The organism is Agitococcus lubricus, assembly GCF_003051055.1.
GTDB classification, from domain to species: Bacteria; Pseudomonadota; Gammaproteobacteria; order Pseudomonadales; family Moraxellaceae; genus Agitococcus; species Agitococcus lubricus.
Map to the genome: position 1 here is coordinate 1 of NZ_QAON01000019.1, position 23,245 is coordinate 23,245.

A 23,245-nucleotide genomic window follows, 5' to 3' on the forward strand; every position below is an offset into this window, starting at 1 on the left:
ACATGGCAAGAATATCAACAACTGCTCGAATCAGGGGTGAATTACGCTTTAGATTTGTCGCATTTGAATATTTTGGCAGTACAGAGTAACCATGTGGAATGGAGCTTAGTGCATGAATTACTGAGCAGTCCCCACTGTCTTGAAATTCATCTCAGTGATAATCATGGTTATGCCGATCAACATTTACCGCTGAGTAACCCTCATGCGTTGCCGTGGTGGTGGTCATTACTCAGTTCGGCTAATCCACAAGCGACCATCTTTTCAGAAGGGAGGCAACGTGTGCCTAGCGTAATGATGACCTGAGTCTAATCACTGTTAATCAACCTTTGATAATTTCTTTCCTTCACTCAAGCACAGTCTGTATTGCAGGCTGTGCTTTTTTTATGTCGAGGTTTTTATGGAGCATCTTCATTCAGAGCAAAGTACATCGTCTGCTAGTATGGGCAATCCTATTGTCAACTCATCCTTAGCAACCGTAATGAGTCACGAAATCACTGATTCAACTACGCCAAAGAACACCACTAAAACCCACAGTGGCAATGCCATTCGTTTAATCAACACCAAAGGCTTAAGCCGTAGCGAATGGTTAGCTGTTCGCCGTCAAGGCATTGGCGGTAGTGATGCTGCCGCTGCTGTTGGTTTAAATCCTTATCAATCCCAGTTGGAATTGTGGATGATTAAAACAGGGCGTTTTAGCGAAGATAGCCCTGAAGAGTCTGAAACGAAACCCGATATAGACTCCAAGATGTATTGGGGTCAAATTTTAGAACCGATTGTCGCGCAACATTACACCAAAGTGACTGGCCGTAAAGTGCGTAAGGTGAATGCCATTCTGCAACATGCCGATAGTGACAAGTCATGGATGTTGGCCAATATTGATTATCGGATCGTTGGCAGTGATGAGGTACAACTCTTAGAGTGTAAAACCGCAGGCGAATATGGCGCAAAACTGTGGAAAGACGGTGTACCTGAGTATGTGCAATGTCAGGTGCAACATCAATTAGCCGTAACAGGTTTACAAGCGGCTGATGTCTGTGTGTTGATTTGTGGTCAGCAATTAAAGATTTATCGCATTGAACGTGATGAAGAGTTAATTGCCAAACTGATTGAATTAGAGCGGTTATTTTGGCGTTACGTGCAAAGCAATATACCACCTTGTGCCGATGGCTCTGAATCATCAGGCGTTGCCCTACGCTGTTTGTTCCCACAAGACTACGGTCAGACGGTTGATTTTAGCGACAATACCCATGTTTCTAGCTTGTTTGACTCGCTCATCAACACACGTAAACAATTAAGCTTTTACCAACAACAGGAGGAATTTTATAAACAACTGCTACAACAGAATCTCGGTGAAGCCAGTTATGCCCAATTTGCTCAAGGCTCTTTGTCATGGAAAAAGGCCAAAGACTCGGTTTACCTAGATACCACCGCACTCGCTAAAGACCATCCACAACTCTGTCAACAGTATCAGCGCAGCAAAGTCGGTAGCAGACGCTTTTTAGTCTATGAACGGCCTTCATCAAATTCTAAAGTGACTGATTAACCAGTGACTCAATATTAAATTCGATTAACTCAAACCGATTCCACCACTCACTTTTACCCTGATACGGCATACAGCCCTTGTATCACGACAAGGGCTTTTTTATTTTTTGGAGAACATCATGATTAAAGGCTTAGCCATCACCCCACCGATTATCGGTCGGATTAGCATTGGTAAAATGGTCGAAAAAAATGGTAAACGTTTACCCGAAAAAGACGACCAATTTACCTTAACCACTCAAGTCCAACATAAAGACGGTTGGTTACTGCATCCCTTAGATGAACAACTCCGCCAAGCACAAACCACCAGTAACGGCAAACTACGCACGATTCCTGTTCGCCTGTTATTTAATTCGCCTGAGTTAAACCTACGTGCTGAATACAGTCTATTTGACCGACAAACAGGCAGACCGCTGTGTGTGGGTAATGGTGAGACTTGTCGACGATATACACCACAAGGCATTCAACAGTTACCCTGCCCTAGTCCCGAAGCCTGTGACTTAGCCCGAACAGGTCACTGTAAGCCCTATGGTCGTTTACACGTTGTTGTTAATGATGAGGAAGATATTGGCACGTTTATCTTTAGAACCACAGGCTTTAACAGCATCCGCACTTTAGCGGCACGCTTAAGTTATTACCAAGCCATCTCAGGAGACTTATTAGCCTGTTTACCGCTGCAATTAAAACTACGCGGTAAAAGCACAACACAGAGTCATCGTTCAGCGATTTATTACGTGGATTTAACCTTAAGAGATAACCACACCTTAGCCGAAGCCTTGCAACAAGCCAAAACTCTGAATCAACAACGGCAAGAGATAGGCTTTCAGCAACAGGCCTTAGACCAAGCCGCACAAGCAGGATTTAACAACGCACAATTTGAATTTAGCGAAGAAGAAATTCCTGAGTTGTTGGAGGAGTTTTATCCCAATGTTGATGATGATAACTCGGTACAAGGTCAATCAAGTTCAACAACAAACACTTTAAACAGTTCAATAAATCCCGACTCTACCCCTAAAACCACCAATGGTGTTTTAAAGCAAAAGCTCGGTCAGCGTTTACAAGCGCAAAGCACTTCCCCTAATTAACCTTAACATCCACGCGGAGAATCATCATGTTACTTTGTAGCAATCCTTTATTTTCACTCGGTCAAACGGTGGCTACGCCCAATGCCCTTGACCTGTTAGCTCAACATAACACTTCATGCTTTAGCTTATTGGCTCGTCATCAATCAGGTGATTGGGGCAATGTGCCTGCGGAAGATGCCTTAAGCAATCAAGAGGCCATTAAACGCGGCTATCGCATTATGTCGGTTTATCCCTTAGACACAGCTAAAGTGTGGATTATTACCGAGGCTGATAGGTCGGTGACAACGGTGTTGTTGCCAAAGGAGTATTAGTTATAAGTGAGGCTAATTCAGTTAATGATGATGCCTCCATTTTCTATGCAACTGAAAGTTATTTTTTTGCTCAAAAACAAATAGAGCTGGATAGACAGCTATGCTGCCATCCAGTCTTGTTTTTTTAAAACTTGCTCGGCAATTGCAATTTGCCTTGGTGTAAACATTTTTTTTCGTGCATTCCATGAATGAACTTTTTGAACAAGTTCTTCGGTGTTTTTTGCTTGCTCGTGTTTACTTAACCAATGTACGGTTGCCAATAGCTCTAAGCCTTGCGGTGACTCAAAGCCTTCAACCAACTGTGATACTTTCTCAAATCGTGCCCGAGTAGCAGGATGTTGTATAAGAAATGCTTGCGCATCTTCAACAGCACCAGGAACAAGTCTTAGCTCTTTCTCTGGTGCATCTCCACCATCAGCATAACCCGATATAAAATGTCCCTCTATGGCATTAAGGACATGACGTAAATTTTGTGCATACGGCCCATAATGTGCTTTTTCATACTTCAAGCGTAATGGTTCTCCAGCTTCTTGCATGAAATATAAAAGCTTATGCACTTCCAGTAAAGAAACCGTCGGATCAAGCAAGCCTTTTAAATAACGCTGCACTAGCTCAACTAAAACCGCCCTCCCAGCAGTCATATTAGGTATTGCTTTTTGCTTAGCTATTGTGTCATTTTGGGGTGCACCAGCAGGCTCGTAAAGTAAAATCTCTACATCATTTAACGGCACCATCGCCGCTTCAATTTTTTCTCTTACGATCTTCCAGTCCAGCCCACCTAAACCAGCACCTAAAGGCGGAATAGCAATAGATTTAATATTCAACCTTTTAATATCATTAACCAATGCAACCAGCCCAGCTTCGATGTCTTCAATCCTGCTTGCTCCCTTCCAGTGACGTTTAGTTGGGAAATTAATAATGTAGAGAGGATTAGCTAATTGGCCCGTCTCAAAAATAAACATTTTTCCAGGCATTACTTCTTGTTTTTTGCAAGCAACAGCATACGCATTAAAATTATTTGGCCACGCTTTTTTAAATTGCAGTGCTATTCCACGCCCCATCACACCAACACAATTCACGGTATTAATAATCGCTTCTGCATCGGCTCGCAAAATATCACCATGAGTTATTTTAATCATATCTACGGCCTCCTCAATAATACCAATTTGATTTAACGGTAACAGATGGTCTGTGGGTAGCCGTTTGCAAGGTGTTGACTACCTGTTGGTAAACGGTGGAAGTTTTTACAGCAATTTGCTCTACTAGATGCCAAGGAAAACTATGCTCCATTAAAAACTCTGCCTGTTTACCCTCTTTACAGCTTTGCCATTGAGTTGCAGTAATTGCCTGCCAATCCAACTCATTTAATTGTGATAAATCATTTCGGTCTTCAAAAAAACGCGATCCTGCATTCGATAGCGTAAAAGCCCATCGCCGATTTTGCTGCTGCGCCCATTCAACACTAGCATGAAGATCTGCCTGTAAATGTATGATAGGCTCCTGCCCACCTCGGTATGCTAGCTCTTGATTGTCTGCCATATGAATCACATACAACATAATAGAGCGAGGACAAAAATAAAATGGTACACATTGCCCAACATAAAGTTCAGGATGGCTTGTTAAGGTTAACTCATTAAGTCGGCGTTGCTTGATGCTGTTCATGCCAATCATAGTGCCAGTGACATTGTTAGCGTTAATTTGCGCGTCACACAACAAGCAATTAGACGCTAAAATCGAAGCGAGTCGGTCAACATGAACAATATGATAAATTTTAGGCTGTGCAGGTACCATTTTTTCACCCCACAGCTATTACAGAATTGGCGAGTCGCTTTTCTTGGCCAAATGTCACAAAACTTGCCCACAAGGCTTGTTGAAAAGCGTAGCAACTGTTGAGGATATTTTGGCGGTCATGTGATGATACGGTAAGGCCTTTAGCCATTTGAGTTCACCTCGCTAAACTCTGCTAGTATCTTGTCACACTCATTCACAACATACTGAGGAATAAGGTCGAAGCATGTTGGATCAAGCTGAAATATAAACTCATTTTCTATATGGTAAGTTTCGTTGATAAATTTTTTAATGACTGAATTTTTGACTTTTTCTATATTTATTAAAATCCTAATCAGTTGCAATTTCTCATAGCCATTATTACTTTGCATATAGAGCTCTTTTATGCGTTCTTCATTACAGAAGAAAACAATCAATGATGGATAATCGTCTGGAACATCTGGAATAAATCTTTTTATATCGCTAATGCCATCATTTAAATTATTAGTTGACAATGGCGTGTTTTCCCCGTGTTCATTTCTAGGAATACGAAAATCCTCTGGCTCAACTCGCTTTTTAAACAAATTTGATAGAACCTCATATCCATTTCCAAGATCGCCTAAAACTTCATATCTTCGTCGCAGATATATCAACTTTATAATTAGGTCATTTTGAGACGAAAATATATTGTTACAAATCTGAACAAAAGTTTTTATATCTTCATTAGAAATGGATTGCTCAGTAATTTCTCCATTACCTAAGCGTAAATACGAGGCATAAACTTGATTACTAAATCGCTTACTAACCGATTTTAAAGTATCAATAATTGGCTCAACATCATGGGTAAGCATCAAGACAGTCTTGCTTTTTAGACAGTCGCTAGCATCTCGGCGAAACAACATTTCAAAAATTGCGTACTTTTTATTTTTATCAAAAGAAGATATAGGGTCATCAAGTATGATCAAATCAGGTTTTTTAGCTAGGCATTCATACATAAAAAGCACTATTGAGAAAGCATTTCGTTCGCCAAAACTTAAATACTGACTCCCACCACTAAGGTGAGATGAATTATCGACATGCCTTAATTTTAACTGAGCCTGTTCGCCTTCACCAACAATTGCGACTTGATAGCGATAACCTGCGAAAGTTAGAAAAGCATTAATATCAGTCTGATGCTTTTCAATCAATTTTCTCATTTCTATTCGCTGAAGATTAATTTTCCCTTGTAAAGGGCCTGCTTGCTTTATAAGTTCTTCAATTGATGAATTTATTATGGATATAGTATCAGTCGTTTTAACCGAATTTAAGATATCGAAAAACTGAAGGTCGATTATATAGCCCTGCAATTTTTGTTTAACATTTTCTCCTTCGTTAAAATCAAACCCAGTCAAACCTTTGAGTGTTTCTAGCTTTGCTACCAAATTATCAATCTGTGACTTTACTGTTACAATAAAGGTTTCATGTTCTTTTTCGAGGCCATTTTTTAACGATTTAATGACATCTAACTTCTCCCTTGCTGCATGTGAAAAATATTCACCCAACTTATTGATAACATCAATTATACCCACAAGACTTTTAATTAAATTCTTGTCATATTCTTTGCTTACATTTGCTATTTGTTCTTTCTTATTTGTCGCATCACTTGTACAAAATGGGCAAGATTCAGATAAATTTGAAAACTCCTTGTGCCCCTTGGCTTGCCAATCAATCCAATTTACACAGTTTGAACTTTGTATGAAGGGTTGATAGGGCTGTAATCCTTCTGGGATATGATCAATTTTATTTGAACTAGAGAGAGCCTTCGCACCTGTTGATGTTTTGGCCAAGCCCCCACTGGCAGTTACTTTAAATGCGCGTGACAGTTCATTTAAATTTGATAAAAGCACTTCAATATCTGGATTGTTCGCAAATTGTTGCTTAACTAAACTAGTAAATGTTTCTATGTCTCTCTCTTTTTCTTGATAAGCGTCTGTGCGTATGAAAATATCAAAACTATTACTAACTAGCTCTTCAGGCCTAAAAGTAAAGTTATTCACATATTCTTCATTAAAACAGAGAATACTGCTGATACTTTCAACACCAAGCACTTCAGGTTGAATATTATTAAAATTTTCGCTGCGATACTTGAAAGGTAAAAGTTCAGCAAGTGCCTTTATGTCACCTGTTACAGTGTATTGAATCGCCTTAGAAATTGTACTTTTACCAGTTCCATTTGGGGCAAACTTAAGATTCAATTTATTCGGCACAATCGCCACAGTGGCCTTCGTAATGTTGTTACAGTGTTTAATTTCAATGTCCATATCGCCATCCTTTAATTAAATTATTTTAGAGTAACCTGCCCATTCATGAGCATGGGAAGAAGCCAGTCACGGAGCTTTGCAAGTTCTACATTTTGCTGATAATTGCTAACTATTTTGCTAATAACTGGTGAAAGCTTTTCGTCCATAGCCTGAATTAGCTCTTTCGGTGGCAGGCTTACTCGACTTTCAACAAGATGCTCTTTGGTAATATGTCCCATCGTAGTTTTTCTAAGTTCAGCTACTTTTTTGAAATACTCTAAATATTTCAAAACTTCAAAATAATAAAATGTTTTAGGGTAATTATCCGAAGTAACTTTGAAAATATGCTGATTTAAGGCTCCAGTACCACCAGTCCATAATTTAACCTCCAAAGTTGCCGACCACGAGAAAAGAATATCACCATCATTAACAACAACTTTTTTGGGTACAGACTGGCGAACTGATTCAGAACTTTCATCAAAACCTGAACTAAATTCTCTTATTTTGATAACTTTGTAGGTCAATTCATCCCCAGTCGGATAATATTTCTGACAAGCAATACCGTTTGTAAATATCGCAATATCAACTAGAGATGCATCTCTCCACCCCTCTGGAATTTCCCTTTTCAATACCTCGTTATAAACCATTTTACCGCCAGCCGTTTTGTAGGGTTTACCGTTAGCATCGGGAAAGTCGAACTGCACAAACCAGTAGTCGTACAGGGTTTTGGCCATCGCTTCTAGCTCGGCATTAATGCGGTTATTTACTCTAATTTTTGAATCTATGGAGTCTATGGCTTTAAGAAGCTTTTCTTTCACACCTTCTTTTTTAGGAATGAGAATTGGAAGTTTTCTGAGCGCACCAAGGGCTATGTATGGCTGTGTTGAACCACTTTTCACTGCATCAAGGTGGGCTTTACCTATTGGGGAATTTAAATAGTAATAAAGCCATTTAGCATTAACTTCAGAACCAGTTTTAAATAATCCAACGTTTTTTACGGCATAGTCTATTTCTTCATTGCTCTCTATGAAGCAAAATCCGCAATATGCACCGATCATACTGATAATCACATCCCATTGATCGACCTGACTACGCTTGTTGATTTCGTTAAAATCTTCCTCACTTATTAAGTATGCTGTCTCAAAGTCAATTTCATCACCTTTGATATGTTTTGATGTAATCAAAGGCTTTCCATGCTCGGCTTGTTTCGGAGAATCATGAGTACCATCAGTAACTTTTAAGCAAAACTCTTCACCGAGTACGTACTTCCATTCGCTACTTAGCATACTTCAACCCCGCCAACTGCTTTTTAATCTCAGCTTCTAACTCTCGGGACTGACTAAACAAGCCATCCAAATTATGCGTAAAGCCCTGCATCTTTTGGGCAAATTGCTCAGGCGTAATATCGACATATTCAATTTTGACATCAAAATATTGGCCCGCACTTAAGGAGTAATTTTTGGCTGCAATCTCCTCATAACTCACCACAACCGAAAAATCTTCCATCGCCTGTTTAGCATTAAACACATCAATAATTTGTTGCTCCTCTGCCGCGCTTAACACCGTTTTTTGGTTTTTACCGTCTTTGACTTTATCACCCAAATTAGAAGCATCAACCAGCACCACATCGCCTTTATTGCTGGCATCAATAAACAAAATAGAAACATTAGTACCCGTCGTTGCAAAGATATTTGACGGCATAGAAACCACACCTGCCAACATCTTGTTTGTGACTAAATATTTGCGAATATCTTTATCAATACCCGATTGGGCGGTAATAAAACCTGTTGGAACCACCACGGCTGCCTTACCATTGGCTTTGAGCGAGGCAATAATGTGTTGCAAAAACAACTGATAAATCGCCATTTTATCTTTGTCTTTGGGTGGAACCTTTGGTATGCCTGCAAAAAAACGCTCTTTGTTTTCTTTAGTGTATAAATCATCACGAAAATCACTAAAATTCAGTTTAAACGGCGGATTAGAAACAATATAGTCAAAGCGTTTGAGGTTTTTGCCGTCTTTGTGATAGGGATGCAATACCGTATTCCCCTGAATCACATTGGGGATAGAATGCACCAAATTATTTAAAATGAGATTTAAACGTAACAAGCTAGAGGATTTTTGCGAAATATCTTGGGTGTAAATACTGCATCGGTTTTCACCAATCGCATGTGCCACGTTCATTAACAGTGTGCCAGAACCTGCCGATGGGTCGTAGCAGGCAACGTTCTTCACCGTACCACGTTCGGCTTTAGGCACTAAAATTTCCGCCATAATGCGCGCTACCGCATGAGGCGTAAAATACTCGGCATATTTGCTGCCTGAGTTGCTGTTGTAGTCTTTGATGAGATATTCAAAAATAGTGGCATAAAAGTCAAATTTTTGCGTAAAAATACGTTCAAAACTAAACTCTACTAACTTATTGATAATCGCACGGCAAAAGGCATCACGTTTAGAGTCATCGGCAATGTATTGACTAATACGGTCAAACAGCACGACCTTAGCCCCACCATCGGTTTTTACCGCAAACACGTCATTGTTAGTGATAGCAATATCCATCAAGGTATCATCAAACAATTTAGCAAAATCGGGTGCGTTTTGTTTGCCAAACAAATAGCTAATAAAGTGCTGGGGTTTTAAACGTGCCGTATCGCCGCCCATTTGTAATTGCAGCATGTCAATGTCGTCTTCACTCATGCTGGTAATCGCTTCTTCCCACTTTGGAGCCTTGGCGATGGTTTCATCGAGTTTTTTGGCTTCAAAGGCAAATTTGTCATTCAAAAACTTATACAAAAAGGTTTGGGTAATAATTTTGAATTCGTTACCGTCATTGCCTAAGCCATAGTTTGCACAAATACTTTTTAAGCTATCAATTAAGGCTTTGGTTTTTTGCTGAAACTCGAGTTCTACCATTTCTGCTTTTACATCCTAATGAGTAATGTTGGCATTACCAAAATTGGCTGCCAGTGTTAAATTCTTTTAAATATTCGGCCACAACCAAGTGATTGATGTAGCGCGAGGCATCGGCATTGAGCTTTATTTGCTGCTCTTTCATAAAGCGCGAAATGACCAATGGCATCATTTGACGTTCAAAGTAGCCTTCGTTGTCTAAAATTTGACTATTGTTAAGTACCTGCTCGTCAGCATCTTGCTTTATGCCTGTTAATGCAGCAAAGATTTTGCGCTCCGATTCGCTAATGTCACTTTGCTGGTTTTGCCTTTCTTGCAGGCGTTTGTGAATACGCGTGTACTTGGCATCACCTAAATACTTTTGACGCAACTGATTGTTTTGTCGATTCAGTTCTTTGACTCGGTTGTGAATTTTATTCAGTGCGTCGATATTGGCAACCATTTCTTCTTGAGTCACTTCGCTGAGGTTTTTCTTTTTGAAGAGGCGTTCTAGCTCTTCTTTTAAGCTAATAAACTGTAGGTCTTGTTGGTCAAAGTTGCTCGCTAGGGCTTCGCGGGTTTGGCGTAGGGTATTTTTTAGTTTATCGGCCAGCACTAACTCTTCTTCGCCAATTTTTACAAACTTAAAAATCACCTCTTCCAACGCCCTGTTTAGCAAGTTACTGGTGTCTTGACCGCTTTCTAAATCATTCTTGAGATTGAGTAAATCCAAGTGATTACTGGTTTCGCGGTACAGAATGTTAATCTTGGCAAAATCCAGTTCATCTAAAAAGCTGTATTCCCCTTGCAAACGAATCAGATTATAAAGGCTACGCGCATCGGCCAACGCTTTTTTTAGTGCAAGTACCGTATCGCGGTCTTGAATTTGGCTAATCTGATTACAAAACTCTTCCATGTTGTTGGTGTCAAAACGAAATAACACATCTTTGATATGTTCAATTTCCTGTTTAATTTCATCAGTCGATTTAAACAGGTGGGAGTAGTGTTCCATTTCATCGCCAAGCTCCGACTGTAACTCGTCAAAGTAGGCTTTATTGGTGGCATCAAATTCTTTACGAATATCGGCAAAATCCACCACGTAACCATAACGAAAATCTTTATAGGTGCGGTTTACGCGTGTAAGTGCCTGTAGCAAATTATGCTTACGAATCACACGGCCTAAGTAGAGCTTCTTCAATCGTTTGGCATCAAAGCCTGTCAGGAGCATGTTGTACACAAACAAAAAGTCAATTTTACCAGCCTTAAAATCTTCTACCCAGTTTTTACGTTCCTCTTTAGTACCCACATCATGCAAAATCAGTGCGGCACTTTTTACTTTTTGAGCTTGTTTTAAAGCGTCTGTATAAACGGTCGTACTTGGCTTAGCCTCCAAAACCATGTTGTTTTGGGCAGGCATTAGTGACTCTTTGGCATAAACCTCATTAAAGATGTCAAACATTTGCTTGGCTTGTTCGGAGCTATCGCAAATAACCATAGCCCCAATGCTGGCATCGTTGAAGTTACCACGACTTTGTTCAAAGTCGGTGATAATGTAATTAAGCATCGGTTCAACAAAACTGCGATGGGCATAAATGAGCTTACGGTCAACATCGCCCATCTTCACTTCGGCTTCTTCTAGGGCTTTTTGTAATTCGATTTTGTACTGCGTGCTGATTTCCTCACGAATTAACCGCAAGGTGTAGCCATCAGCAATGGAAGCGTTGTAATAATACTTGTGAATGTAATCGCCAAATAAGGCGCGGGAGTTGTAGTCATCACCCAATAGCGGTGTACCCGTTAAACCAATTTTAATGGCGTTGGTGTCTGATTGGCTTAAATTGGCCAAAAAGCTCCCTTTAGGGTTATAGCTGCGATGCACTTCGTCTAAAAAATAAACTCGCTGAATCGCGACATTATAATCTTTGGTGCTGATGACATCTGGGTCATCTTTAAACTTTTGAATATTCACTACCGTAATTTCTGGCTTGCCAGAATGATTGTGAATTACCTGTGTGGCTTTAATATCGCGGGTAAAGGCATCTCGCGAATTTATGGTGTGTACTGTTAGACCTCGAGCAGTAAATTCGCGCTGTGCTTGTTGCAGCAAGTCTAAACGATCAACAATAAAGTAAAATTTGGGGATAACCTGTTTCTGTTGAAAGTAGTCCGTTAAAAAGCGCACATTATAAAAGGTAAGCGCGGTTTTACCACTGCCTTGAGTGTGCCAGATAATGCCTTTTTTTACGCCTTCATTTAGCTTACGTGCAATGGCCTTAGTAGCAAACAACTGCGGGTAACGCATGATGTGCTTTTGCAGGCCGTCACTTTCTGACACATAAGCCAGTGAATAGCGCAAAATAAACGCCAAACGCTCTCTGCTCACCAATGACGTGCATATACGGTTAGTTGGACGTTCGGGTTGCTTGTTAGTCTGAAATTCTGGATTGCTGCGGATTACTTCCAAATTATTATCTTTTAAAACGTTCAGCTCTTCTTCATCTGATACAGGCTTTAACAGTGCCGTAAGGTTTAATATTTCTTCTTCACGAAAATAGTTAAATACAGGCTTATGGTAAGAACTGCTGGCGTAGAAAGCACCTTGCACGGGTTCTGGGTCGCCGTCATCGTACTCCATATTGTTGGAGAAAATCATAAACTGAGTGATATTGGCAAAGCGTTTAAACTTAGGATTTTGAAAACGTTTATTAATGCGGTCACGCTCTGCCAGTATGCCTTCACGATTATTTGGCTTTTTTACCTCTATAAAAACTAACGGCATACCATTTATAAGTAGGGTAATGTCTGGGCGAAATTCTTCATCACCATTTTGGCAGGTCAGCTCGGTAACAACATGAAAACTGTTGTTATTAAAATTTTCAAAGTCAATCAGCTTGATATTTGAACGCTCTGATAAACGCTCAAAGAACGCTCGTCCTAAATCCTCGTTATCCAATAATAGTTTTACATCTTCCAACACACGGCCTGCTTCGGCCTCTTCGATGCCTGAATTGATTTTGCTAATAGCGGCTTTAAACAACTGTGGAAAAATATTTGTCTCAATATCCCAACTTTGGTCTTTGAGCGACAGATAGCGATAACCAAGCCTCATCAAATGAAGGATGGTAGGAATCTTTACTCGGGTATCCTCATTAAATTTCATCATCATCCCTATTTATTGTTGTGTTATTTCGAGTAAGTCACCCACTTGGCACTCAAAAAGCGTGCAGAGCTTCTCAATAGCTACCAAGTCCACCTTTTGAGCTGTCTCGTTGTAAAGCAATGTTACCGTGGCACGACTAAGCCCAGTTTGTCTGGCAACGTCTGCAATACGCATCTTGTGTTCGCCCATAATTCGGGCAAGATGACAGCGAATCATGACCTTGTCTCTTGCAGTAAATATCAGTATTTGTAAAAGAGCATACCACTAATTTTAATTTTATGTTGTATTTTGCTAGTTGAAATGACATTACGTGTTGATATGTGCCAATGCTGATATAAAACGCTATAGACTTAAATTAATATTTGCATAATTAGAGTTTTATCATACTTAGTCACTTTTCTTGTGTTAGCCAATACGACCATAAAATTATCTGTACTAGCTATGAGTCAATTGGCACATTTTTTTTCGCCCCATATACAGAAGTGACCTTACACTTTCAATAATCGCTCACACTCAGCATCAAGATAATCGTCTATAGCATCTATATTCAGCCCTCCTTCCTTGTACCATACTTGAAGCTCTTTTAAAGCTAAAGTGCCAAACCTGATCCAAGCAATCATATTGGTTCTAAGTAAAAATTGAATAATATTACCGCCAGAGCGTAAAGTAGCATCAGTTGTATCAACTAAGCATAATGAACCATGAGCTATCAGTAACATTCTACGAAGTTCAGGATCATTAGCTGTTGGAATGCACTCAGACCATAAATAGTCATGATAAAATCGCCGCTTCACGACCCACATGATTCTGGTCAGTAATTCGGTAACTAGCACAGGAATAGCCATCGCTATACCATGACGCAAGTCATAGCCTTGCTCAAAAACTTGGACGACGATCTTAGCAAAGGATTGTCGATGTTGGCCAAACTGCCCAACATTGATAAATTGTAGGAGTGAATAAAAGGGTATTGGAATTCCAGACCCCCTACCTAATGCACCAGAAGAGCCTGCAACATCCGAAAACAAGTGACCAAGCCAATTGGCAAAACCTGCAATTAATTTTGATGTAAAATTAGATCCTTTAAGCTCAAACGTTTCTGTATCAACGCTGATAATACGTCCGTCATCAATAAAGTGTGCCGTACTATTAAACTGGTCAAGAATAGAAAAAAATAAACCCACTATATCTGGGGAATGCCCCAGACTTTTAATGTGGTGATTTCTAGTACTCATGTCAAATCGGCGATCAACATCTCCGCCATGTCGGTGATCATAATTGACTTTGTATATACGTTCCAGAAAACCAATTGCACTCGCCGTAGGATCTTGCCCCTCACGATGGCCTTTCCAGCCACAATAACTCGCGAACTGTTGAACTGCTTTATCAGTCAACTCATCAGCAAAACCTGTTAAACCACCTTGGCCTGGCGTACCAACAAAAAAAACATCAAGTAAGCCACCTATCAACCCACATGTACCCGCGACCATATAGTCATATTTGTCACATTTTGCTCCTTTGATAGAAAACTCTTCCCTTATTCTTTTCTCTAGTTCAATACGCTGGCTAATACTCATCAAATTGCGAAAGGGATCTCCCTCAAGATCAATACCATTACGATTTGCATATTCAAGTGCTCTTTCTTGATAATCAGACCAATCACTCGAATTAGAAATTTCAATATAATCAATAGTCGAAATCTGCTGTATTCCTTCAGATGGAGTATGCTCAATCTCAATGTAGAGTGACTCTTCTACTAACAAATGCTCATCGTCTTCTAATACGATACTAATGTTTGAATTCGCAATTACTAACTCAGCCTGAGCGATGAGAGTCTCTAAAATCTCTTCATTTTTCTGCTGTTCATCTAGCATCTTGTCAAGCACTCCTCCAATACGCCCTAATTGATTGTGAGCTTCATGAAGTTGATGCTTTTGGATAAGCATCATGCTTCCTTGATCTTCTAATTTTTTTTTGTCTCTCATGAGAAAAAACCCGCGAGTTTATCTTTAGCTTTACTAGCAGCATCTACTGCCGTGCTTTTCAAAACATCAGAGACATTGAAGTAACCAATAGCTTCAAATGCCTTTGCCAAACTTTCATACTGCGCAACTGTTAACTCACGTCTGAGAGCCAACTTATTAACCTGTTGAGGAGATTGACCTTCCTTAACTTCTTTAAATGTCCTTAGTTCATAGAAACCACGAATAACGCCTTCAAGCTCTTGCTTAGTTGGTTCCTTAGTTAAAGCTTTAAGCTTATTCTCATCAAGGAATTGAGCACATTGCAACTTAGTGGCACTGCCTTGAGCAACATCTGATTTTTGAGTCAGCACAGTACCTGCACTTGTCATCTGAGTCAGTAATGCTGTCAGCTGTTTAATGCGCACATCTTGAGTACCATGGGTAAGAATACACTCGTTGAGCTTGACGATAACAAAGTTAACATCCTGAATAAGTAAGGAAATTGTGGCTTGAGTTTGCTTTATGACTTCATTCAACATCAACTCACGCCGCTTTGAACGAGTAAGCTCGTCTGCTCCAGTTAGCTTACGCATCCCCGTATAAGCACCAACGCCTAGAAGCACAGCTACTCCAATTCCGCTAGCCATGCTGGATAGCCCCAACATCCCCCCTAAACCCATTGTTGCCAGTCCAGATGTCAAACCAGCTGCTGACATACCAACCACCGAACCTGATAAATAGACTGCTGCCAAAGGAGTTCCTACTGCCGCAGCCTTGGCTGAGAGCTCTTTCAATGCAGAAATTATTTGATCATCTGAGTAGTCTTCCTTGAGCATATTATGGTCGTTAGTAATAGTATCCTTGATCAAATCAATCTCTTTATCTGTCACATTCAACAGATGTCTATGCTTCTGGAGAAACACAAATTTACTTATATCCGTACTATCCGTACAAAAATAGATATTAATCATGTCTTTAACTAATGAAATGTGAACAGATTTTATCTGCCCATCAGGACACTCCTTATCAATAATCTCAACTAGAGTTTCTAGTGTGGTTAACTGATCTGTAGATGCCATATAAGTACGGAGGTGTAGTCGAGACTCTGGACTAAGTACTAAACGAGTCATTAGCAATAGAATTTCTGCGAACTCCTTATCATCAATATGATTGTCATTATCATAAGCCATACTGATAATAGCTTTTATGTACGCCTCCTTTAAGGCTTCGCTCATCTCGTCAATTGGTACCAGCTGTTTTTCTTCCTTATAATCTTCAAAGTCTTGGCTTGTCTTTTGGAGTATTTCAGCAAGTTTCTTGTAATTGCATCCTCCTAGGTTTTTAAGAATAACGCTTGGCTTATCCTTTCGGGTTACCTCAATTGAATGCTCCAACTTACTACCCATCAAAGTTTCGACACACTCCACATTAAGAATAGAATCAAAGTCGATTGAAATAGGATCAGAAAAAGCAGCACGGTAAATTACTTGTTTCCCTGTGAAGAGCAGACCATCTTTGCCACTACCTAACATAGTTGTATCATATAAAGCCACAACATTTGATGAGCTGCCAGAATAATTAAATGACTTAATTGCATTGTTAAGTTTTTTTTCCTCAATCTGAGGAGCTATTGAAAGATTCTTCTCAGCAATCGCCAGAAGATTGTCGCGAAGAAACACATTGATGTTAGTCATAATGATTGCTTTCATCCTTAAATATTATTAAATGTCAAATAGTAGCAATGGTATCTCAAATTAAACTATCTATAAGTCATACAGATTATAATAATTGTTGACATGAGAAAATAAACAAAAAAACGAGTTATCTTTAGCAACATTTTTTTATTACTATCTGTCCATTTCTACTTGGTTTTTAGTTAGTATTTATTAGCACCTACTACTCATGCTTACAGTTAAGACTAGATAAGTTTAATAAAAATCAAAGATAGCCTGACGAATGTATTATGGTCAAGCTAAATTGGTAAAGTAGATCGTGTAAACTGTAAATTAGATGTGATGGAATTTGTCGAGTTGTGTGATGTCATTCATCAAGATCCGAGCGAATTGATTAAACTACTCAAGCCCTGATAACGCCCCCACCTAAATAACCCAGCAAGTGACAATGTATGTCGCCTTGTGGGTTATTTAAGCTAGAAAAGAGATAAAATCTGCTCTAAGGTTATTGATGCTTTATTGAACACCTTGGGTAATATCATGCTTTCTACGTGGACTAAAATTGAGCCTGCGCGTAATTGTTACCGCTTTTATGCAATTTCATTGGCTAGTGATTTGTTTAACGCGTATGTCGTGTCGTGTGAATGGGGGCGTATTGGGGCTAAAAAGTTTAGGCGTAAGGTAGAGGTATTTAACTCTGTTGATGAGGCAATGGCTCAGATAAAATGTATTGAGTCATTGCGTATCAAACATGATTATCAACTGACTTAGCCTCTACTGCTGTTAATTTTACTCTCAAGCCATGCGTTGACTTCTGACTCCAGCCAACACACCCTTGCTTCTGTCAATTTAATGGCTCGTGGAAATGTAGGGTCGTAACGCTTTGATTTTACGTCCATCATGTTGTACAGTGTTGAGCGGCTTAAGCCTGTTTGTTCAATCAGTTGCTTCATACTCAACATTTTGTAAGTTGGTTGATGGCTAATTGTTGTGTTTATGGGCATGTTCATTTTAGTATCCTCAGTTATGCGGATGCTTTTCCGCATAATAGAAGCCATGCCAATAAAAAAATACCGCTGGAGAGCGAACCACATCGCTCACTCCCCTATTTCACATTACTGCGTTTTACCAAACGTCCTTCGGCCTTTGGGCTTCATTCGCAAGTATTGGTCGTCTTTTTCAGGCTTCGTTAAATAGCTTAGGGCATGAACCATATTTTCACAGCTCACTCCATTACCTCGATGAATCATACCAACACCTAAACGATTAGCTCGTTGATAAATTGCCTTATTCTCAGGTGTATTACAACTGTGATACACACCATCAAAATCTACAGTTATAGCTTTCCATAGTCGGCCAATTTCTTGGGCTAAATACCAATCGTTTTGATGCTCAGAGCCTTTAAAACAATAAAAGGCATGAATGTGGTAACCCTTCTCTTTTCCCTGTTCGATACGCCAACCACTTGCAACCAAATGCTTGAATAACGGATTTTCATAATAAAACTGCTTCATACTACCAAGATGTTCATAAACATCGCTAATACACAGCGAACCAATTTTTGTCTTTGCATACCCAAAATCTATTCTAAGTACTAATAAACGTGCATACTTTTCTTGTATTGAACGAATATACGACTCTAGGCTTTCTCGGTTGGCTTTAGTTTGATAACGTTGATCTGATAACTCACGTTTAAATGTATCTTGACTACTGTAAGCCAAAATACCTTGAACAAACTTATCTAGTTGTAAGGTTTGATACGAAATTACATTTGATTCAAATAAACCTGCTTGATGACATCCAAACCAGAAAGCATTAATTTGCTCGCTATACTGAAAACGATAAGGATCATAGAGTGATAGCCAAATATCAAAAGGAATAAAACTTAACGAAGCATTCGGATTTTGTATGATCCGCTCTACTAGGGCTTCAATATTCATGAGTACAAAGCTTTGGTCTATTTTTATTGAAGAATATCTTGAGTACGTCATTTATCAATCTCCAGTTATTGGCAACATTGCCATAACAAGAGCAATCTTCATTAAATATTACTAAGGATTGGTTCTGTCTGTAGACAGAACTCTCTTTAAGATTATTTTTTACTAGCTTACTAATCTTATAGGTTAAATAGGTTTCACTATTACTATGTAATAAGTATTGATTATATTAATAATATTTATGGGTATAGGGGATGAGATAATATTATTTACCCACCAAATTCATCATCATTTTGATGGTGAATTTTTATAGGGTCTATGCCGTCACTTAGGGCTACAAAGAAGGTAAGAAAGTTAGCTGAGATAAAACTTAAAAATTAGCTTTTAACATAAAATCGAAACGCTTTATGTTCGTCATCTTGCAGAAAATTTAAATCCTGAAAATTACTAATTACTGGATTGTTTCTATGAAGTGTTATTGTTTTATAGGTATGACAAGGTCTTTTATTAGCAAATTTTGCGATGACACCGAAATTTTTCATTCTACGATTAGAATCATAGCCTATCGACAAAATACTATAAACTGCACTGTTAAAATCAACAGCTTCACCCTTGTATAACATTTCTAAAAGTCCTTTTGTGAGAAAAGCCGTTTCAAAAATTAACTGATAGATACAATAGTGAAAAAACTCAACTAAATTTTCATTTAATTCTTTCACTAACTGTTCTTTCACCTCTACATCTGCAACTAATAACGTTGCCAGCTCTAATAAATTAATTTTATTTTTTTTTGAAATCAGCTGTTCTATCAACTCATCGAATAATGGTTGGATTATAATTAGCTTGGGGGTAATTTTATTCCAATGTCGGGATAACATCATCGAGGCATAATAATGAATTTTATGCTGTAATAATTTTTTTAATGCGGGGGTATTCAAAGAAGAATCTAACAATAAGGGCAATAAACGATGTTCATCAATAGAATGCATCACCATATTTGCCTCATCAGTCAAATCACTGCACCAACTACAATCAGGCAAGATGACTGTTCGTTTCCATGCAAGAGAATTTACCAAAACCTCATTATTAATTAAGGCTTTTATATCCGATAAACAAAACATCAAATGATTTACAGTTTTTTCATTAATAGAGGCCTTTGTAAGTCTTGTATTTGAGTGTACTAATAATTTATCAGCAGACCAATTCTTGGTATATTCATGATTAAAATTATACAAAAATAAGATTAAATTCGCAGATGCCCCACTCCTCCTAAGTCCGTCATTAAATATATTCAGAAAAATCTCGCCTTTTACATTGCCAAAAAAATACTTACCAGTTGTACCTGACACCCTATCCAAAATAAAACACAATTTTGTCAGTTTTTCTAATTGACCTTCTGTTCTATCCCTCGTTTTTAAGCCCGATAATTTAGCCATCTGCATCACACCAAGATTATAAACAGCTCCACAAGGATTAGCATGGGCGTACAACACAGCCAATAGAATGCGATTGCTTGGTGTTAATTCTTTATGGCTTTCGCCTTTATCATTCCATAAAAGTAAGGACTCAATGCGCTGAGCATGGTCATCCTCAATCTTATGTTTGCTTAATTTATTTATCATTGAAACTATCAATGTAGCAAACGCGAATCTGACTCTTGGTCGACCACGACTTACTTTGGTGTAACCTACTATTTCAGGTTCTATGAGATAGCCTTTCTCAATTAAGCTATCTCTAGTTTTTGCAATTAAATAATCACTCATCCCCAAAAGCTCTTCAAGCTCATTAATAGTCTTATCTACAAAGTAATTGGTCTTTAATTTTTCATAGCCATAAGTATCAACAAGCCTAATTAAAAAATACTTCTCTTCGGTTGATAACTTCAACGAAGTATCCAATAAGATCGCTTTTGTGTATTGGAACGAATTAGACATCAAGCCACCTTCCATAAAAGAAAATTAGTAATAGTGACACTATATATCATATAGGCCTTCCAGATAAGCATATTTAACCTAAAAAAACCTACTGGTAATGATTCTAAAAATATACGTGTATGGTTACTATGTAAATATACGTTTTAAGCTAAGTTTGTTACGTGTAATATAGTAAAAAACACAACCAAAGTGGTGCAAAAAATGAACAAAAAAAAGAGTCTTTTTGATTGGTTAGACTATAAAAATGAAGATGAAGTAGAGTGGGCAACTAACTATTTAAATAAGAAGGGATTAATTGACAACTATGGATTTCCACAAAATGAAAATCTAGAAGATGTACTTTTCAATACCATTGATAGCATCAGAAAATGGCATAATCAAGATAAGGCCATCAACTTACATAAACTAATGAAGGCTGCAAAAGATCAAAGACGTAACAGGCATCTTAAAAATAAAGATAACCAAAAAAACTATAGCTTTGTCATGGACAAGAGCATTCAAGGCAAGTTAAAAAATATTGCTGGTGAACAGCCTCTTAGTCAAACATTGGAACATATCATCAATGATGTTGCCCAGTTCAAAAAACAACTTGAGGCTCAACTTAGAGAGTCAATTAAGCCATCTACAGTCAGGGTTCCAAGCCTAGTTACCCAAAATAGTGATGCAGAAAAAATAAAAAAACTGAATATATTAAAAAAGTGTCAAGAAGCAGTTTTTGAAGAAGTTTTAAAAGATTTATGTAAGTACGAACATATTTTTGAAAAAATGCACTATACGCCATTTATAGTGACAGACGACTACAAGGCTATAGAATCAAAATTCCAGAAGCGCAAAACGATTATTAACAAACAAATTAAAGATAAACTTGGATTCTTTCGGTCTAATTTAAAAGCCAGTCAAATCGATATATTTGGTGATGTAACAGCAAAGACTGACGACGAAAAAAATAATGATTCTGTAAATCAGTCTGTGTAAACACCGATTTAGCTGAATATTATCTCCGACTTAATCTGACAGTCACTAAAATTAACTCCTTTTACTCTATATATTAAATCAACAATTATTTAGATAGAGGGAGTCCAAATAGATTTGCCATATAACCAATAAATCAAATTTTTCTTGCCAATGATCATAACGATCATAATGCTTATCTTGCACTCCTGTTCTACCATGAGATAATAACCATGCCCTTTTTTGTTTATCCACCCCTTGCGAACTTAAATATGTTTCGCAAGTAACTCGAATATTTTTAGCTGAAAATTTTTGTGCTTTGCCCTGTTTAATAAGACTACTATTTAAAGAAACAAATAAATCGGTAATCGTACCTGGATTAACCAAAATTTGACCATTTAAAGAAAAAGGGCCTGGTGCTTGTCTATTTGCCATATAAAATAATGATAATATTTCTCTCATTCTAGGTGTAATAGGCAATACATGCTCACTTGTTTTATTTGTTTTGCCCTTACCTTTTTTATCAATTAATATAATTCCTTTATCATCAATATTTGCCCATTCAACTTTGAATAATTGCTGAATACGCTGGCCGCCAAAATAAATATGAGTTAATGCAAGAGATTTATTTAGAGGGCTAAGTTTATTAATTTCTTCTAGCAAAAATCGCATTTCATCATTGGTTAATGAGCGAGTATTTGCATTATCAGGATCTATTCTTTTTACAGCAGAGGCTGGATTATAATTAATACCGAATATTCTACCAGATTGAACATGATGTAATGGATCATTATCAGCTTGCATACCAAAATTAAATGCTGCTTGTAAATAACGTCTTAATTTATCTCCTGTTACTCGTTTATTAGCACTCGCATTTGTTTTACTGGTGTTACCAATCCCTCCACCTGTGGGCGGAGCTTTTAAATAATCAGAAATAATTTTAGTAATATTTTCAGGTTTTACATCTTTGGCATATAAATTTAAAAAACTATCAGGTAATCGTCTAAAAATGGATTCAGTTTCGCGATAAGCATGTCGCCCTTCTAAAGATGCACGATAAGCCTCCAATAAGTGAGCCACTGTACCCTTACGAGCTTCAATCTCAGCTAATTTTGCCGCGTGTTCGTCGGCTTGTTTTTGGCGTAATTCTTGTGCTTCAAAATAAGCTTTAATATCAGGATGGTTCTTAGCTATTTCACCCCATTCACGATAGATAGCCAATGCTTCCTTTAGAGTTACCCCATAATCGCTCTTATTGCGGCCAGCCCCTGCCCACACTCCAATTTGTCGGGTTTGGTCATAGCCAATTGATTGATTACGAAAAAAGAATACAACTAAAATTTCACTTTGCAGCACTCTGCGCTTAGCAATTAATGAACCTGATATACCTGGGTCTTTATGACTGATACTTGCCCTTTCACTACTTTCTACTACGAGTTCTTTTAAACTCTTTTCTGTCAAAGCTAATGTGGCTCGTGCCATATTTTCACCATTAAATTGGTCACTGATTTGGTCACTGTTATTTGCAAACAAGATGTGTCAATATAAGACAGCATTGGACTGAGTCATCATGTAAGCTATTGATTTATAATAACCAAATAAACATCATGGAACAAGTATGGATAATATAGAAAAGCCCTCATAATCCTTTGGTCCACGGTTCAAGTCCGTGCAGACCCACCATATAAAAAAAGGCTTACAAAATTGTAAGCCTTTTTTATGGGTTAACTTGTTTTAGCCTAGCGGCATTAGTCCATAT

20 protein-coding genes are annotated in these 23,245 nt (G+C 38.2%); 6 read left to right on the forward strand and 14 right to left on the reverse strand.

The window, feature by feature from the left end; translation table 11 throughout:
* The 4 genes from C8N29_RS16785 to C8N29_RS14405 all read left to right on the forward strand — a co-directional run.
* Positions 1–303 (forward strand): hypothetical protein (locus C8N29_RS16785; RefSeq protein WP_204509368.1); only part of this gene is annotated, 303 nt, incomplete at its 5' end.
* Positions 304–397: 94 nt separating this feature from the next.
* A complete protein-coding gene (locus C8N29_RS14395) occupies positions 398–1,543 on the forward strand; it encodes a YqaJ viral recombinase family nuclease (RefSeq protein ID WP_239987180.1) in 1,146 nt (381 codons plus the stop codon).
* A 118-nt stretch (positions 1,544–1,661) separates the two neighbouring features.
* Complete coding sequence (locus tag C8N29_RS14400; RefSeq protein WP_107866772.1) at positions 1,662–2,624, forward strand: recombination directionality factor; 963 nt, start codon at positions 1,662–1,664, stop codon at positions 2,622–2,624.
* Positions 2,625–2,650: 26 nt separating this feature from the next.
* The gene (locus tag C8N29_RS14405; RefSeq protein ID WP_107866773.1) at positions 2,651–2,935 is read left to right on the forward strand and encodes a hypothetical protein; all 285 of its coding nucleotides are present in this window, start codon (positions 2,651–2,653) and stop codon (positions 2,933–2,935) included.
* A gap of 98 nt (positions 2,936–3,033) precedes the next feature.
* Here the strand turns inward: C8N29_RS14405 and darG are convergent, their stop codons facing one another.
* The 10 genes from darG to C8N29_RS14450 form a co-directional block, all read right to left on the reverse strand.
* Positions 3,034–4,074, reverse strand: coding sequence for a type II toxin-antitoxin system antitoxin DNA ADP-ribosyl glycohydrolase DarG (gene darG, locus C8N29_RS14410; RefSeq protein WP_107866774.1), 1,041 nt, complete (start codon positions 4,072–4,074; stop codon positions 3,034–3,036).
* A 13-nt stretch (positions 4,075–4,087) separates the two neighbouring features.
* Positions 4,088–4,726 (reverse strand): type II toxin-antitoxin system toxin DNA ADP-ribosyl transferase DarT, encoded by a 639-nt coding sequence (gene darT, locus C8N29_RS14415; protein ID WP_107866775.1) that lies wholly within the window; start codon positions 4,724–4,726, stop codon positions 4,088–4,090.
* Positions 4,727–4,730: 4 nt separating this feature from the next.
* On the reverse strand, positions 4,731–4,874 hold the full coding sequence (locus C8N29_RS16790; protein WP_170107001.1) for a hypothetical protein: 144 nt from the start codon (positions 4,872–4,874) through the stop codon (positions 4,731–4,733).
* The gene (locus C8N29_RS17230) at positions 4,867–7,002 is read right to left on the reverse strand and encodes an AAA family ATPase (protein ID WP_107866776.1); all 2,136 of its coding nucleotides are present in this window, start codon (positions 7,000–7,002) and stop codon (positions 4,867–4,869) included. Before C8N29_RS17230 ends, C8N29_RS16790 begins: the two co-directional genes overlap by 8 nt.
* 20 nt (positions 7,003–7,022) lie before the next feature.
* On the reverse strand, positions 7,023–8,267 hold the full coding sequence (locus C8N29_RS14425; protein WP_107866777.1) for a restriction endonuclease subunit S: 1,245 nt from the start codon (positions 8,265–8,267) through the stop codon (positions 7,023–7,025).
* Positions 8,257–9,894 carry an HsdM family class I SAM-dependent methyltransferase gene (locus C8N29_RS14430; RefSeq protein ID WP_107866778.1) on the reverse strand — a complete coding sequence of 546 codons (1,638 nt, stop codon included), beginning with the start codon at positions 9,892–9,894 and terminating at the stop codon, positions 8,257–8,259. Before C8N29_RS14430 ends, C8N29_RS14425 begins: the two co-directional genes overlap by 11 nt.
* Before the next feature lie 34 nt (positions 9,895–9,928).
* Positions 9,929–13,036: a type I restriction endonuclease subunit R gene (locus C8N29_RS14435; protein ID WP_239987181.1), complete on the reverse strand. Its 3,108-nt coding sequence runs from the start codon at positions 13,034–13,036 to the stop codon at positions 9,929–9,931.
* A gap of 6 nt (positions 13,037–13,042) precedes the next feature.
* Entirely contained in the window at positions 13,043–13,246 is a 204-nt protein-coding gene (locus C8N29_RS14440; protein ID WP_107866780.1) for a helix-turn-helix domain-containing protein, read from the reverse strand.
* Between the two features lie 272 nt (positions 13,247–13,518).
* Entirely contained in the window at positions 13,519–15,012 is a 1,494-nt protein-coding gene (locus C8N29_RS14445) for a hypothetical protein (RefSeq protein ID WP_107866781.1), read from the reverse strand.
* The gene (locus C8N29_RS14450; protein ID WP_107866782.1) at positions 15,009–16,700 is read right to left on the reverse strand and encodes a hypothetical protein; all 1,692 of its coding nucleotides are present in this window, start codon (positions 16,698–16,700) and stop codon (positions 15,009–15,011) included. Before C8N29_RS14450 ends, C8N29_RS14445 begins: the two co-directional genes overlap by 4 nt.
* 504 nt (positions 16,701–17,204) lie before the next feature.
* On the opposite strand from C8N29_RS14450, the gene C8N29_RS17445 reads away from it, so the two are divergent.
* Entirely contained in the window at positions 17,205–17,435 is a 231-nt protein-coding gene (locus C8N29_RS17445; RefSeq protein WP_107866783.1) for a WGR domain-containing protein, read from the forward strand.
* Here the strand turns inward: C8N29_RS17445 and C8N29_RS14460 are convergent.
* The 3 genes from C8N29_RS14460 to C8N29_RS14470 all read right to left on the reverse strand — a co-directional run bounded on the left by C8N29_RS14460 (position 17,432) and on the right by C8N29_RS14470 (position 20,487).
* Complete coding sequence (locus C8N29_RS14460; protein ID WP_239987182.1) at positions 17,432–17,674, reverse strand: helix-turn-helix transcriptional regulator; 243 nt, start codon at positions 17,672–17,674, stop codon at positions 17,432–17,434. The genes C8N29_RS17445 and C8N29_RS14460 overlap by 4 nt on opposite strands.
* A gap of 105 nt (positions 17,675–17,779) precedes the next feature.
* Positions 17,780–18,604 carry a YagK/YfjJ domain-containing protein gene (locus C8N29_RS14465; RefSeq protein WP_170107002.1) on the reverse strand — a complete coding sequence of 275 codons (825 nt, stop codon included), beginning with the start codon at positions 18,602–18,604 and terminating at the stop codon, positions 17,780–17,782.
* 374 nt (positions 18,605–18,978) lie between these two features.
* Positions 18,979–20,487, reverse strand: a complete 1,509-nt coding sequence (locus C8N29_RS14470; RefSeq protein WP_146164477.1) for a hypothetical protein — start codon at positions 20,485–20,487, stop codon at positions 18,979–18,981.
* Between the two features lie 249 nt (positions 20,488–20,736).
* On the opposite strand from C8N29_RS14470, the gene C8N29_RS14475 reads away from it, so the two are divergent.
* Positions 20,737–21,510 (forward strand): hypothetical protein, encoded by a 774-nt coding sequence (locus C8N29_RS14475; RefSeq protein WP_107866786.1) that lies wholly within the window; start codon positions 20,737–20,739, stop codon positions 21,508–21,510.
* 78 nt (positions 21,511–21,588) lie between these two features.
* On the opposite strand, the gene C8N29_RS14480 is transcribed toward C8N29_RS14475, so the two are convergent.
* Positions 21,589–23,019, reverse strand: a complete 1,431-nt coding sequence (locus tag C8N29_RS14480) for a site-specific integrase (RefSeq protein ID WP_107866787.1) — start codon at positions 23,017–23,019, stop codon at positions 21,589–21,591.
* Between the last annotated feature and the right edge of the window lie 226 nt (positions 23,020–23,245).

Excerpts from the sequence above, each read along its gene's own strand:
- C8N29_RS16790 (WP_170107001.1), bottom strand. The coding sequence starts at position 4,874 with ATGGCTAAAGGCCTTACCGTATCATCACATGACCGCCAAAATATCCTC.
- darG (WP_107866774.1), bottom strand. The coding sequence starts at position 4,074 with ATGATTAAAATAACTCATGGTGATATTTTGCGAGCCGATGCAGAAGCG.
- C8N29_RS14425 (WP_107866777.1), bottom strand. The coding sequence starts at position 8,267 with ATGCTAAGTAGCGAATGGAAGTACGTACTCGGTGAAGAGTTTTGCTTA.
- C8N29_RS14445 (WP_107866781.1), bottom strand. The coding sequence starts at position 15,012 with ATGAGAGACAAAAAAAAATTAGAAGATCAAGGAAGCATGATGCTTATC.
- C8N29_RS14465 (WP_170107002.1), bottom strand. The coding sequence starts at position 18,604 with ATGAATATTGAAGCCCTAGTAGAGCGGATCATACAAAATCCGAATGCT.
- C8N29_RS14400 (WP_107866772.1), top strand. The coding sequence starts at position 1,662 with ATGATTAAAGGCTTAGCCATCACCCCACCGATTATCGGTCGGATTAGC.
- C8N29_RS14435 (WP_239987181.1), bottom strand. The coding sequence starts at position 13,036 with ATGATGATGAAATTTAATGAGGATACCCGAGTAAAGATTCCTACCATC.
- C8N29_RS14450 (WP_107866782.1), bottom strand. The coding sequence starts at position 16,700 with ATGAAAGCAATCATTATGACTAACATCAATGTGTTTCTTCGCGACAAT.
- C8N29_RS14440 (WP_107866780.1), bottom strand. The coding sequence starts at position 13,246 with ATGATTCGCTGTCATCTTGCCCGAATTATGGGCGAACACAAGATGCGT.
- C8N29_RS17230 (WP_107866776.1), bottom strand. The coding sequence starts at position 7,002 with ATGGACATTGAAATTAAACACTGTAACAACATTACGAAGGCCACTGTG.
- C8N29_RS14460 (WP_239987182.1), bottom strand. The coding sequence starts at position 17,674 with ATGAACATGCCCATAAACACAACAATTAGCCATCAACCAACTTACAAA.
- C8N29_RS14475 (WP_107866786.1), top strand. The coding sequence starts at position 20,737 with ATGAACAAAAAAAAGAGTCTTTTTGATTGGTTAGACTATAAAAATGAA.
- C8N29_RS14430 (WP_107866778.1), bottom strand. The coding sequence starts at position 9,894 with ATGGTAGAACTCGAGTTTCAGCAAAAAACCAAAGCCTTAATTGATAGC.
- C8N29_RS14395 (WP_239987180.1), top strand. The coding sequence starts at position 398 with ATGGAGCATCTTCATTCAGAGCAAAGTACATCGTCTGCTAGTATGGGC.
- darT (WP_107866775.1), bottom strand. The coding sequence starts at position 4,726 with ATGGTACCTGCACAGCCTAAAATTTATCATATTGTTCATGTTGACCGA.
- C8N29_RS17445 (WP_107866783.1), top strand. The coding sequence starts at position 17,205 with ATGCTTTCTACGTGGACTAAAATTGAGCCTGCGCGTAATTGTTACCGC.
- C8N29_RS14405 (WP_107866773.1), top strand. The coding sequence starts at position 2,651 with ATGTTACTTTGTAGCAATCCTTTATTTTCACTCGGTCAAACGGTGGCT.